The 13,323-nt window shown below is 46.6% G+C and carries 11 protein-coding genes; all 11 read left to right on the top strand.

Annotated features, from left to right (window positions below):
• Positions 1-203: 203 nt before the first annotated feature.
• Positions 204-1,331 carry an LCP family protein gene (locus tag CFX1CAM_RS05570; protein WP_087862069.1) on the top strand — a complete coding sequence of 376 codons (1,128 nt, stop codon included), beginning with the start codon at positions 204-206 and terminating at the stop codon, positions 1,329-1,331.
• Between the two features lie 60 nt (positions 1,332-1,391).
• Positions 1,392-2,264, top strand: coding sequence for an ABC transporter permease (locus tag CFX1CAM_RS05565; RefSeq protein ID WP_231941012.1), 873 nt, complete (start codon positions 1,392-1,394; stop codon positions 2,262-2,264).
• An 18-nt stretch (positions 2,265-2,282) separates the two neighbouring features.
• Positions 2,283-3,089 (top strand): tetratricopeptide repeat protein, encoded by an 807-nt coding sequence (locus CFX1CAM_RS05560; RefSeq protein ID WP_087862067.1) that lies wholly within the window; start codon positions 2,283-2,285, stop codon positions 3,087-3,089.
• Positions 3,090-4,682, top strand: a complete 1,593-nt coding sequence (locus CFX1CAM_RS05555) for an O-antigen ligase family protein (protein ID WP_087862066.1) — start codon at positions 3,090-3,092, stop codon at positions 4,680-4,682.
• A gap of 27 nt (positions 4,683-4,709) precedes the next feature.
• On the top strand, positions 4,710-5,993 hold the full coding sequence (locus CFX1CAM_RS05550) for an ABC transporter ATP-binding protein (RefSeq protein WP_087862065.1): 1,284 nt from the start codon (positions 4,710-4,712) through the stop codon (positions 5,991-5,993).
• Complete coding sequence (locus tag CFX1CAM_RS05545) at positions 5,972-7,345, top strand: glycosyltransferase (RefSeq protein WP_231941011.1); 1,374 nt, start codon at positions 5,972-5,974, stop codon at positions 7,343-7,345. The genes CFX1CAM_RS05550 and CFX1CAM_RS05545 overlap by 22 nt, the downstream gene beginning before the upstream one ends.
• Positions 7,326-8,303 carry a glycosyltransferase family 2 protein gene (locus CFX1CAM_RS05540; RefSeq protein ID WP_087862063.1) on the top strand — a complete coding sequence of 326 codons (978 nt, stop codon included), beginning with the start codon at positions 7,326-7,328 and terminating at the stop codon, positions 8,301-8,303. The genes CFX1CAM_RS05545 and CFX1CAM_RS05540 overlap by 20 nt, the downstream gene beginning before the upstream one ends.
• A gap of 901 nt (positions 8,304-9,204) precedes the next feature.
• Complete coding sequence (locus CFX1CAM_RS05535) at positions 9,205-10,365, top strand: glycosyltransferase family 4 protein (protein ID WP_087862062.1); 1,161 nt, start codon at positions 9,205-9,207, stop codon at positions 10,363-10,365.
• Positions 10,366-10,847: 482 nt separating this feature from the next.
• Positions 10,848-11,096: an asparagine synthase-related protein gene (locus CFX1CAM_RS05530; RefSeq protein WP_269457046.1), complete on the top strand. Its 249-nt coding sequence runs from the start codon at positions 10,848-10,850 to the stop codon at positions 11,094-11,096.
• A gap of 65 nt (positions 11,097-11,161) precedes the next feature.
• Positions 11,162-12,109: a glycosyltransferase family 2 protein gene (locus tag CFX1CAM_RS05525; protein WP_087862060.1), complete on the top strand. Its 948-nt coding sequence runs from the start codon at positions 11,162-11,164 to the stop codon at positions 12,107-12,109.
• 51 nt (positions 12,110-12,160) lie between these two features.
• Positions 12,161-13,288 (top strand): glycosyltransferase, encoded by a 1,128-nt coding sequence (locus CFX1CAM_RS05520; RefSeq protein ID WP_162287658.1) that lies wholly within the window; start codon positions 12,161-12,163, stop codon positions 13,286-13,288.
• The last annotated feature ends 35 nt before the right edge of the window (positions 13,289-13,323 follow it).

Raw genomic sequence — 13,323 nt, 5'->3', positions numbered from 1 at the left:
CATGCCGAATCTGAAACAGGTGCATTGATCGAGTGGTCAATCACGAACAGTCCTTTCTTCCGCTTGACAATGGGATCAACCTGGTAGATTGGATGCATAAAAAAACCACCAACTGACATTTGTCATTAATGTCGGAGGGGCGGATGCGTGGAAAAAATCGGGCTTTGCATTAACATCTAATTAAGGAAGATTTGTCGACAGTCATGAAAAACAATGCCAATTTTCATACAGAAGACGAGCTCATTAGCCAAAAGAAAAAAAGGCGTCTGAAAATCACTTTGGGCGTGCTGGGCGGCATCATCTTCGTTTTTGTCATCTTCTATTTTTCCTGGGCCAGGCCAAAACTCAGAGAACCCATCTCCGAGCCCCTCACACTTCCCCTGGTTACTCTGTCAGCGCCAGATTCACCCGAAGTTGAACAAGTAGCCCAATCCCCGGAAGTCCAGTACCCCCCTGTCCTGCCTGAAGCGCCGGTTTTCCATCAACCAACCCATGCGCCCCAAGCCAAACCCGTGTGTGGAAAAGATACTGAGTGGATAGTCCTAATGGTTGGCATTGACTATCGCGGTGACGGCTACCTTTATGGTTTGGCCGATTCGATCCGGCTGATCCGCATCGATTTTGTCAACATGACCGTCAATATGGTAGCCTTACCTCGCGATCTAATCGTCGAAGCGCCTGAAGGCCGCTTCACCGCACCGGACCCTTTTAAGATCAACCAGGCGTATCTATTTGGCACACCGGGTATGGGACATTATCTCGGGTCTGGCTTGGGGGCAGGCGCTCTGTCAGAGGTGATCTATTTTAATTTTGGCATTCCCGTGGATCACTATGGCGTCATCAATTTTGCAACCCTGATTAATTTCATCGATGCCATCGATGGCGTTGAGATTGACCTCTCCAGTCCTGTCGCAGGTGGCTATTTTGGAGACTTTCCCTCCGGGACCCAGACCCTGAATGGTGAACGTGCCCTGGCTTTATCCATGATTCGCGAAGGCTATAGCGATGCCTTTCGCGTCAGAAACCAGACCATGATCATGCGGGCTGCACTCAACAAGTTGATTAAACCTGCCTATTGGTTACAGGTGCCAGTTCTGCTGAACGAGTTTGGCAACTCTTTTCTGACCGACCTATCCATCGAGGAGCTCACCAACCTCAGTGTGTGTTTTTTGCGTAATTTCAGCCGGGAAAACCTGAAGACTTTCGAAGCACCTGAGGGTTTGCTGACTGGAAGCAGCGCCTTTATTCCTACATTGAACAACAATGCTTTTGTCTATCTTTGGGACGAACGTTTTCTTGATTGGATGCACAATGCCTTATTGCAGGAGTAAACAGCAGTGATTGGTGGTTAGCCGAAAGCTGAAAAAATCATTACTTCACTTGACTTTTTCTTGACAAGATACAAAATGAATCAAACGACCGATACCGACTCCTGGGACCTGATTATCACCTCTCGCAAAAAATGGTACGACCTGCAATTAGCCGACGTTTGGCGTTACCGGGACTTGATCGCTCTGTTTGTACGCCGGGATTTTGTCTCTCGCTACAAACAGACCATCCTCGGGCCGCTGTGGTTCATTATCCAGCCGCTGATCACATCCCTGGTGTTTACCGTCATCTTCGGAAATATCGCCCGTCTACCCACCGACGGGCTGCCGCAGTACCTTTTCTATCTTTCCGGCAACGTCATGTGGGGCTACTTCTCCGCCTGCCTGACCGGCACCTCTGACACCTTCATCGCCAACGCCGGCATCTTCGGCAAGGTTTACTTTCCCCGCCTGGTGATGCCGCTTTCAATTATCATTTCGAACCTGCTCAGCTTTGCCATCCAGTTCGTCTTCTTCCTCGGCTTTTACCTCTTTTTCTACCTCCAGGGCGCAGCGATCCAGCTGACGGAGTGGGCCTTCACACTACCCCTGCTGATTCTGCTGATGGCCGGGCTGGGACTGGGCTTCGGCATCATTATCTCCTCCATGACTACCAAGTACCGCGACTTGCGCTACCTGGTGACCTTCGGCGTCAGCCTGTGGATGTACGCCACCCCCGTGATCTATCCGGTCTCTTCTATCCCTGAAAAATGGCGTTGGGTAGCTGCCATCAACCCCATCACGCCCATCATCGAGACCTTCCGGGCTGGTTTCCTGGGCGCTGGCAATGCCTCCTGGGCCAACCTTGCCTACAGCGCCGGTTTTATGTTCGTGGTGATGTTCATCGGCGTGGTCATTTTCAACCGGGTTGAGAAGACCTTTATTGATACTGTTTAAGCAGCATCTTTTTCGTTCATGAGAAAACTTGCACCAATCCTTTTACTGCTCACAATCGCCTTAATTTTCTTTTCCCTTCCTGTTTTTAAAAACAACCATTGGTCAACAACTTTTGTCAAAGATTTTAGAAGCGGATCACTCACACCCGAACAATTAACCACCGCACCCGAAAGCCATCCGCATGCCAGGGTTTTGCAGGCACGGGTTGCGATGTCGAAACAAGACTACACATTCGCCCTCCAGGTGATCGAACCACTTGTGCCCACAAATGATCCCGTCATCCTGCAGACTTATGCTGAACTCTTGTTTTCGCTGGAACGCTACACCGAAGCCCTTGATATCTGGCATCGTCTGGGAATGTACAACAAGATCGAACATGCCGCAAGCGCTTTGAGAACCTCAGACAATTTGGAGATGAGAATCTACGCCCTCGAAAAGGCTTACGACATTCGCCCTGACATTTATGCCAGGTTGCTCCAGTACGCTCAACTGGAGAGGGCGAACAAAACGAGAGACGCCGGACAAATCTTAGAATCGATCTCCCAGTATCAAGCCATCATTGATCAGTTCCCTGATTATGTCGCACCCTACGGAGATCTCGCCCTAGCATATCTTGAGCAAGACGAGCCAGACCTCGCGCTCAGCACCCTCGACAGGGCTATGCCAAAATCTTCAGCAGACTACCGTTTCTTTATGCGCGCTGGCAAGATATATGATCAATGCGGCAGTTTCGATCGCGCTTTAGAGGCTTACCAGAAGGCACTTCTTGAATGCTCAAATTGCCAGGACGCAGTTCAAGCGATCGACAGACTGACAACCCCTTAAATGACTCGACGACAACCAGACCAGGATGCATTGAAGCCGGCTGTGCCAGGCAAATTATTACAACAAAGATCACTACGCGAAGGATTGGTAACGCTCTCGCTTATCGCAATTCTCGTTCTCACTGCCGGCCTGTACGCCCTGCTGATGGTGTGGGATGGTCTCTCCCCGTTTGCCCTGATCTTGCTTGCGCTGGTGTGGGTGCTGCACCTCTGGGCTGACCGCTGGACCATCCTCCCCACACCCCTGGACGTGCCCATTCTTGCTCTAATAATTTTACTGCCGTGCAATCTCATCTTCTCCGCTGATCCACCGTTGACCCTGGTCCGAATCGATCATCTTTTGCTCAGTTTTTCGCTGTTCTTTGCCATTGTGCGGTTGGTTAAATTCAGAAAGCACTTCCCTGCCCTGATTTTCTCCTTGCTCATCCTGTCCATTGGCGCCGGGCTTTTGGGTTTTCTGGCTACAGATTGGCAAAGTTCGATCTTGTTGGATTTCCTTTCGCCTATCTATGAGGCAATGTCGCGGCTCACCGCTTTTGTACCCGGGGCGAGTATCAATAAAAACACGATGGGCGGCGCCCTGGCTTTCTTCCCACCCTTGTTGTTAAGCCTTTTATGGGACCGCTCTGCCGTCAAAAAACTGTTTTCCAAATATCCTGGGTTCAGAAATTTCCCCATCGGGTTCTACAAACTGCTGGTCTTTTTTACCCTGGTGCTGACTCTGGCGGTTATTTTCCTCACGCAGTCACGAGGTGCCTGGCTTGGCGTCGCTGCCGGGTTGTACGTTCTCTTGGTATGGAAGGATAAACGCTTCCTGTGGGCAATTCCGATTGGCGTTGTTGCCCTGTTCTTGTTTCTAAACCAAACCGGCATTGGCGGTTTGTCCGAGCTTTTTGCCCTGCTGGACCAGGGACAGGACGCCAGCCTGCAGAACCGACTGGACATCTGGGCGAGAATCATCAGCCTGACCCGCGGTTTCCCGGTCACTGGCGTGGGGCTGGACGCGCTCAACCCGGTATATCAGACCTTTTTCAACCCGTTTTTGTTCAACGAACCCCCCGCCAGGCTCTACCATGCGCACAACTCCCTGCTTGCGGTGACGATCGAGATGGGCATCCCGGCGCTGATTTTGTACGTCGCATTGCTGAGCGGATTTGGCGCGATGGCCTGGCGTGCCTGGAAACGCGCCCGCACGGTCAACCGAGTGCTGATCATGGGACTGGTGTGTGGGACGCTCGCGCACCAGGTGTTCGGGTTGATGGACGCCTACCCGCTTGGCAAGAACCTCGGCATCACCATGTGGATCTATTTCGCAGTGATGACCGCCCTGTACGTGCATCGCGCCCGGATGGTGCGTTCTCAACCGCTACCGCAGGTTCCAAAAGCAACCCCGCCTGCGGGAGCGCTGCTGCAAGGGGCTCTGATCGGCCTGGCTTTCTGGCTGATCCTCTCCCTCTTTGCCCTTGCACTGCTGCGCGTGCATGTCTATGCAAGCCTGCTCGCTGCAGTTGTTGCTGGCGTTTACCTGGGAGTGATGCTGGTTATGCACCCGATTCTCATGGCTGCCCGGCAAAACCAACCTTCTTCAACCTGACTCTAATGAACTAAATTTCTTTGACCTATGAACAATACCGTCATCTCCGTTGAAAACTTAACCAAACGCTATGACCTTGGCGTGATCGGCACCGGCACCCTCAGCCGCGACCTCAACCGCTGGTGGGCGCGCGTGCGCAATCAACCCGACCCCTATACCCGCATCGGCCAGCGGGACCGTTTTGAGCAAATCGGTCAATCTATCCTTGCGCTGGATAACGTCTCCTTCACTGTGCAGCAGGGAGAAGCGCTGGGCATCATCGGGCGCAACGGCGCCGGCAAGTCCACGCTTTTAAAGATCCTCTCGCGCGTCACAGCCCCCACCAGCGGCGTGGTCAAAATCAAAGGGCGCATCGGCAGCCTGCTGGAAGTCGGCACCGGCTTCCACCCCGAGCTGACCGGGCGCGAGAACGTGTTCCTCAACGGCGCCATCCTCGGCATGCGCAAGGACGAGGTGCAACGTAAGTTCGATGAGATTGTCGATTTCTCCGGCGTGGAGAAGTTCATCGATACACCCGTTAAACGCTACTCCAGCGGCATGTACGTGCGCCTGGCATTCGCCGTCGCCGCCCACCTAGACCCCGAGATTTTGGTCGTTGATGAGGTGCTGGCGGTGGGCGACGCCGAGTTTCAAAAGAAGTGCCTGGGCAAAATGGGGGATGTCGCCGGCGAAGGCAGGACAGTGTTGTTTGTCAGCCATAACATGACGGCCATTCAAAATTTGTGCAGGCATGCCATCTGGTTAACCGAAGGGGAAATTAATAAAAGCGGAAATTCAGCTGAAGTTGTCAATGATTATTTATCAAAACAATTTGAAGAACTTGAGCCCTTTGTCGATTTTTCGGAACGATCCGGTGGGGAAAAATTTGATGAACACATCTTTGAAAATGTCAGTTTGCAAAATAAGTATGGATTAACAAATGAATTTTTTACTGGAGACACACTTATTCTCGAAGCAAGCCTGAATCTCGACCCGGAAAGAATTAATCTTGCCAATTTTGGCTTTGATATCAAAGACAAATCAGAAAAAATTGTCCTGGCTTCAAATACTCGTCAATATTATTCTTCTTTGCCTGTTAATAAAAAAGGGCGATATTTGCTTCGTTTTTCAATAACTGACTTATGCTTAAATCAGGGTTATTACACCATTTCACTGTTTATTGGTAATGAAATCCGTGATTTTGAGATTATTCAAGATGCCATTAAATTCATAGTGAAATGGAAACCACGGGCAGATTTACGAGAACCATTGCATTCTTGGGGTCCGCTTGCACTGCCAATAACATGGGAATGGAATTCGAACAACCAATGAATCCAATTCTTATTCAACATCCATTGAAAATTTTACAGGTCAACACAGTGGAGAAAGAAGGCGGTGCAGCAGTTATTGCCTGGAACCTTTATAAAGCTTACGCCCAAAAAGGATATTACTCCTATTATTCCGTCGGAAAAAAACAATCCAGCGATGACCTTGTCATTCAAATCCCCGAATTGTCCCTGACCACCATATTGACACGGCTGGAAGCCAAATTCGCGCCATTTTGTCGTATAAGCGAATTGGTTAAGAAGATCCAAAAGGGGCAAAAATCCCATAGGCAAGAACAGGGATGGGAAAATTTTCACTTCCCGGGATCACGAAAGATACTTCAGTTACACCCATTACAACCAGACATCGTCCATTTACACAATTTACACGGCGGTTTTTTTGACCTGCGTTATCTTGCCCAATTGTCCCACAAAAAACCTGTTATTATCACAATGCATGATATGTGGCTTATAACGGGCCACTGCGCGCACCCGATGGAATGTAAAAGGTGGCAGTCTGGCTGCGGTGACTGCCCTGATTTGCTGCGCTACCCACCCATCCTGGCGGACGGAACAGCCCGCAATTTACATCGCAAACAGCGTATCTATCGCAGAAGCAATCTCTATCTGGCCACGCCCAGTCAATGGTTGATGGATCAGGTCGAAAAATCGGTCATAACAACTGGTGTGATTGATGCCAGGGTGATTAACAATGGCATTGATACACGGCTCTTCAAACCTGCACCCAAAGAACAAGCCCGTTTAGCTTTGAGTTTGCCTATGGATGCCCGGATTTTAATGTTTGTCTCTGCGAAAAAAATCAAGAATCATCCTTTCAAAGACTATCGAACCATATCAGAATCGTTACAAATTGTCGAAAAAAAAGTTGAGCCAAGTCTCCCTGTTCTCCTCCTTGCTTTAGGGCAAGAAGGCCAAACTGAGAAAAAGGGGAATGTCGAGATTCGCTTCCTTCCCTATGTTAAAGAGCGGTCTGACATGGCACTAATTTACCAGGCGGCAGATCTTTATGTTCATGCAGCCAAAGCAGATGTATTCCCAAATTCAGTTCTAGAAGCCCTGGCTTGTGGCACGCCTGTTGTTGCGACCGCTGTGGGTGGAATCCCAGAACAGGTCGAAGATGGCCAATCCGGAATACTTACTAAGCCAGCCGACCCCAATGATATGGCTAATGCAATTTTATCTTTGCTTGAGAATGACCCCCTCAGGTCCAAGATGGGCAACTTTGCAGCCGAAATAGTGCAAAAGAAATTTACATTGGATCACCAAGTGAAGCAATACCTGGAATGGTATCAACAAATCCTTGAGAGCAGATATCAACATGTACTGTCCAAAAATTGATGATATACCTCCTCCGCAAATAGATAAAACCGGCTGGCCATGGACAGAAACTTCTGACCCATTATCAGATTACTTACCCGATGGATCGCCCTGGCCCAAAATCAGCATCGTCACGCCTTCCTACAACCAGGCACAATTCTTAGAAGAAACCATCCGCTCGGTACTATTGCAAGGCTATCCCAATTTGGAATATATTATAATTGACGGTGGATCCACAGATGATTCAGTAGAAATCATAAAGCGGTACGAACCATGGCTTACTTATTGGGTTAGCGAGCCTGATAGGGGGCAAAGTTTCGCTATTAATAAGGGCTTTGAGAAAGCTACCGGCGATATTTTTGGTTGGATCAATAGTGACGATTACTACGCACCAAACGTCCTCAGTCATATAGCCACCATGTTCAAGAGAAATCAAACGTCCTGGATTTCTGGCGTTTGCGACACCATTACCCCTGATAGGCAGATCAGGTTAGGAAATGAATCTGAACCTCCTGAATTTGAAAACTGGTTGATAAAATGCCCCCTCAGACAGCCGAGTGTTTTTTGGCAACGAGAACTATGGCAGGCTGTTGGTGGTGTTGACACACGCATGCAGTATTCATTTGATTACGAATTATGGATGAGGTTTTCTGAAAAACAATCCAGACCTACCTGGACCACCCGCCATTTAGCTTACTTTCGAGTTCATCAAAGTAGTAAAACATTCAAAAGTCGTGAGAACTTTTATCGAGAAGATTGGGTAGTATTTCGCAGAAATATTCATCGCGTTGATAATATTTTCAAACGCCTTTCACTCAACTTTAAACGAAGGGAGAAGTGCGCTAATTTTTATATTTCCATTAGTAACAGATCAATACCAGTACCTAAGAAGATTTTTATTGGATTATCTTATGCACCATGGTGGATTTTCCGAAAGAATTTTTATTACAAAATAAAAAATATGATTTTTCCTTGTTGAATTATATATAATCTTTTTATGAAGATTCGAGGAGACGAGAAGCCTATGATAATAGTGGTTATTGCCACATATAACCTGAAAGAATTGCTACCAAAAGCAGTGGATTCAATACTTAATCAGGCTTAACAGAATTTCGATATCACTAAAATTAATGATGCTTCATGGGATGGCACATCGTGGTTACTGAAAAATCTGTAACAATCTGATACTATCGTTCACGCTTTTCGCTCGGAAACAAATATTGGTCCAGGAGCAACACGAAACCTGGGTAGAAAACGAAAAAGGAAAAAAAGGGGTGGAACAGTTATCAAGAAAATCACCCAGCTAATTAGGAACAGGTTCAGAACAAAGCTTTCAGAATTAAAGAAAAGAGTTGTTGTTGAAAACAGGCTAACAGGTTTACATTTTGGAAAAACCAAACCTTATCTTGAAAAGGTTAGATCGTTGTTCCAATATTATCTCGATATTATTACTGGAAATCGGGTGAGGCTTGACCTGAAAAGAGATGAGGAAATCTTATATGATCTCGTTAATAATTCTCAACTGGGTCTCCCTGCCATCAGCGCAAATTCCCCAGATTTAGACAACACCTTACCAAATAGCATTGCTTTTTGTCCGTTACATGGTCCTCATTAGGGAATTTTCAGAGACAAAACAGTTCCAATAATTAGTCGACAAGTTTTACAAAGCTACTAATACAAAGATTACTATCAGCAGTATGTAGATATAAAGAAGTCGGACCCCCGGTTGAGCACTCTTATCAGCCTTTCGAATCGATTTGTGAAAAAGCAATTATTTTCGATGGAAGAATATTATGATCTTGATGAGAATTTTTTCTATGTAGGATACTTTAGGCGATAACTTGCATTCTTCAACTCTTTACCTTTGTAGATAAAAATTTATGTACAGAATTGCCCTAATATATAGTAATTTTTACCGACCTGTAAAAATGTATTACACCAGGTGGCCACAGCAATTTTCTAGCACTTCAATTAAAACAAGGGCTTATTCTCTAGTTTCACCACGTCGTTCAAAAGATGTTGAAAGCACAACTTTTTACTCCGAAGGGTATTTCACAAAAGGGAAACGGCTCATAAATGCATATTTTTCAGACACATCCTATATGTCGTACTGGTTTAGGGCGCAGGGGCAGCTTTCTGTTGCAGATAAGCTGCGTTTAATGATTACTTTTGGGAACCTGATAACATATCGACCTGATATATTGCAACTTGTCAATTCGACGACATATCTCAAAGTTAAGGATTTGTATTTACCTGAAAGACCGAAACTAATTTCATCTTTTCATGGTTATGACATTGTCACAAGACCTTATAATGATCCTGTTTGGAATAAATATTTGGGCGAATTGTTTGAAAGAGCTGATGGTCTTCACTTCGTCAGCGAATGGCTTCGAGACAAGGCGCTTGCATTGGGAGCTCCTGAAGAAAAAACAAAAGTAATTTACGCTGGAGTAGACAGTGACTTTTTTAATCCTACTCAAAAGATTAAAATTGATATTCAAAGACAAATAAAAATCATATCCACCGGAAGATTGGTTGAACTCAAAGGTTATCAATATGCCTTCAAAGCAGTTAAGCTGCTACTCGATCAAGGTCTTGATATTCACTATTCAATTATTGGAGAAGGCACTGCTCGAGAGCAACTATCAAGGCTGGCGAATGACCTGGAAATTGTGAAAAATGTATCCTTCTTAGGAACCAAGGATAAGACCGAACTGAGAGGTTTGCTGGATTCTTCAGACATCTACCTTCAACCCTCGCTTACGGAAGCCTTAGGAGGGGCAGTTTTGGAAGCTTGTTCAATGGCATTACCAGTGGTTGCTTCTTCAGTCGGAGGAATACCTGAAATTATTCAGAACGAGGCCAATGGGTTGCTTGTCCCCCCGAAAAACCCAGAGGCGCTGGCATGTGCCATAAAACAATTAGTCGAAAATCCCCCCGATGCTCAAGAGATGGCAGCTTCAGCCAGGAAAACCGTTGAAAATAAATTTTCCATTGAGCAAGAGACGAAGAAATGGCTCGAACTATACCGATCACTTTAACTTTCTTACGATAATTAATACCTATTCCAATTTTTACCACTACTGTCGTGAAAACCGCTGCACCTCAATAAAACCACTTAAGCTCTGAGTGGTTTTAACAGTTAAGGCGAAACCTGGTGAAAATTCAAAACTCGGTTTACTCAATGAAGATATGAGTTTCTTTCTGCAACAAAACACAAAACTATCAACTTGCGATCCAAACACAAAATTTATAATACACAGTTACATCAAATGATATTAAATGATTCTGAAAACTCAATAGTCAAAATCAGGGATCAATATTTGCTAAGTGTTTCAGTGCCAAGGGATACTGGATCAAATTTCCAACACAATAACCTGATCGGTCCTGGAACTATGTCATCCCGTTGGATAATGCTTCAGCTTCTTGCAGGTCATCCAAATCCAAAGAAGGTTCTCTTTTTAGGTGCAACTTCAGGTGGGGATATCATCGGAGCTTGTAATCAAGGCCATCGGAGGGCAAACTGGGCTTCAACGTGCCGATGGGCGCCTGGATGCGCGGTCCATTGCGCAGCATGTTTGAAGAGTACGTGTTGAGTAAAGACGCATTAATGGGGCTTGAGGTCAATCGTGAGGTGATGCGCAAACACTTTGAAGAGCATTTAAGTGGTACAATGGATTGCAGTTGGGGCTTATGGATCTTTTTAAGCCTGGCTATATGGGAAGATACACACAAAGGAAAGGCGCTTGAATCTAATATTTTATTCCAATAAAGATAAATCCCGCATGGGTTTTACCGGGACTTGGCAGCAAAGGTTAAAGGTTTGAAAAAAAAGTAATGAAGGGACCTTTAATTTCAGTTGTGATGGCTACGCGTAATCGGCAGAAATTGTTGACAGAAGCCGTAAAATCAATCCAGGATCAGACTTTTCCAAACTTCGAGATCATTATTGTCGACGACGCGTCATCAGATGGTACTTCGGCTGTTATTTCGGAAATGATATCTCATGATCCGCGTATTCGTTCAGTTCGCTCAGAAAAGAATGTTGGACCGGGGGCTGCGAGAAACCTTGGTTTTGACCTGGCAAAAGGGAAATATATCGCCATTATGGACGATGATGACCTGGCAGACGCACATCGCCTGGAATCTCAACTGCAAGGATTTAACGAGAACCCCGAAGCCAAGCTCGTTTTTTCAAGCGTTGCCTGGGTTGATGATGACTTGAATCCAACCAACATTTTCCCTGGAATTGTTGCGAAAGGGTTGTTCCCAACTGACCCTGGGGATGTCTTCAGGCTTCTTTATTTAGAGAGCAACAAAATCCCGAATGCTACCATCATGTTCCTAAGGGAGCTAGCGGTTGAGTACCGGTACATCGATTATCCATGGATAGGAGAGGATTGGTATTTCTGCATGCAACTTGCTGCATCAGGCATAAAGATGAGCGCGATTTCGACTTCACTTTTACTCGTTCGTCGAGGAAAGAATCGCCAGGGGCTGATGGCTGACTCGACCAAAGTCGCTTTTCAGGCTCAACGCAAGGTGCTCGAGATGATGCGTAAATGGCTGGCAGAGGAATGTATTGATGAATTTGATGACTTGCATAAACCTGCTTTGTCCAATCAGATTATCCGCGAAAGCCGTCATTTCATTGGAATAAAAGGCTTATCGATGCTGCTGCAGGCGTTTCTGATCTGGCCTGGTAACCCAAAGGTAAAAGAACAGCTGCGTTGGTATTTTGACAAATTGAGAGACAAACAGAGTGGGAGGAAAGGTGCTGTTTGAAATGTCGGGTTATGCATTACCTCCAAAAGTTTCGGAGGAAAGTAATTGACGGTGCGAATTAGAATCCTTTATACAATTCCAAATTTCATCACCGCCGGCTCGGGCCGTGTCCTGGCGAATATCGCCCTGGGGTTGGATCGCGAAAAATTCCAGCCCACGGTATGTGTCTCCCGCAAGGGCGGTTCGATCGAAGCCGAGCTGGGAGCCTCTGGCATCCCCGTCATCGAAGCGCCCTTCACCGTCTCTGCCAAACCCTACCCCGGGCTGCTGCGCAGGACTTGTCAAGCAGCCAGGGTGTTCAAGCCCTACAAATTCGACCTGTGGCATTCCTGGCATTATGCCGATGATTATACCGAACCTCTCATTGCTCGCCTGGCAGGTACAAAGCATTGGGTTTATACGAAAAAGGCGATGGGTTGGGGATCACGCGCCTGGTTATTGCGAAGCTTGCTCTCCACGAGAATCGTTGCCGATAACACCGAAATGGAAGAAAAATTCTTTAATAAATGGGGGTTGAGGAAAAAAGTCAGATTAATCCCTCACGGTGTTAATCACCGCATTTTCAAGCCATTGCCCTCTAACAAGAAATATTATTTAAACAAATTTAACCTGTCTGAAGAAGCTGTTCTAATTGGTTGTGTGGCGCATCTTGTTCCGGTAAAAGGTCACCCAACCCTGATTGAGGCTGTAAACAATTTCTCAAATGTTCATTTGCTGTTAGCTGGCAAACAAAATGATCGTGAATATTTCTCACAATTGCAGGCTCAGGTTAAGATTCTTGATTTAATAGAGAAGGTCCATTTTTTAGACTTCATCGAAAACATACCAGAATTCCTTTCAGCAATCGACATTGCTGTTCTCCCCACCTGGGATCGCTGGCGAAGGGAAGGTTGCCCGGTCGCGCTGCTGGAAGCCATGGCCTGCGGCAAAGCCTGCATTGCCACCGATGTTCCCGGCTCACGCGATATCATCGAGGATGGGATTTCGGGATTGCTGGTCCCACCTGAAGACCCGCATGCCCTGGCAAATGCGATCCAGCGGCTGATCGATGATCCCGAGCTGCGTCAACAATTGGGGCTCGCCGCCCGTCAAAGAGTTGAGACACACTACACCATAGAAAAAGAAGTCGCTGCCCATGAACAGCTCTATCGTGAAATTTTGAAAGGCATGAGCCGCTAAGACCCAAGAAACACATTGATAAACGCCTTATTAAC

This window comes from Brevefilum fermentans (genome assembly GCF_900184705.1).
GTDB lineage: Bacteria > Chloroflexota > Anaerolineae > Anaerolineales > Anaerolineaceae > Brevifilum > Brevifilum fermentans.
Note: the sequence above shows the minus strand (reverse complement) of the source record. Positions and strands in the feature narration are given on the sequence as shown.

Coding starts and splice junctions, on each gene's coding strand:
- CFX1CAM_RS05545 (WP_231941011.1), top strand. CDS start 5,972: ATGGAATTCGAACAACCAATGAATCCAATTCTTATTCAACATCCATTG.
- CFX1CAM_RS05555 (WP_087862066.1), top strand. CDS start 3,090: ATGACTCGACGACAACCAGACCAGGATGCATTGAAGCCGGCTGTGCCA.
- CFX1CAM_RS05550 (WP_087862065.1), top strand. CDS start 4,710: ATGAACAATACCGTCATCTCCGTTGAAAACTTAACCAAACGCTATGAC.
- CFX1CAM_RS05525 (WP_087862060.1), top strand. CDS start 11,162: ATGAAGGGACCTTTAATTTCAGTTGTGATGGCTACGCGTAATCGGCAG.
- CFX1CAM_RS05540 (WP_087862063.1), top strand. CDS start 7,326: ATGTACTGTCCAAAAATTGATGATATACCTCCTCCGCAAATAGATAAA.
- CFX1CAM_RS05535 (WP_087862062.1), top strand. CDS start 9,205: ATGTACAGAATTGCCCTAATATATAGTAATTTTTACCGACCTGTAAAA.
- CFX1CAM_RS05570 (WP_087862069.1), top strand. CDS start 204: ATGAAAAACAATGCCAATTTTCATACAGAAGACGAGCTCATTAGCCAA.
- CFX1CAM_RS05560 (WP_087862067.1), top strand. CDS start 2,283: ATGAGAAAACTTGCACCAATCCTTTTACTGCTCACAATCGCCTTAATT.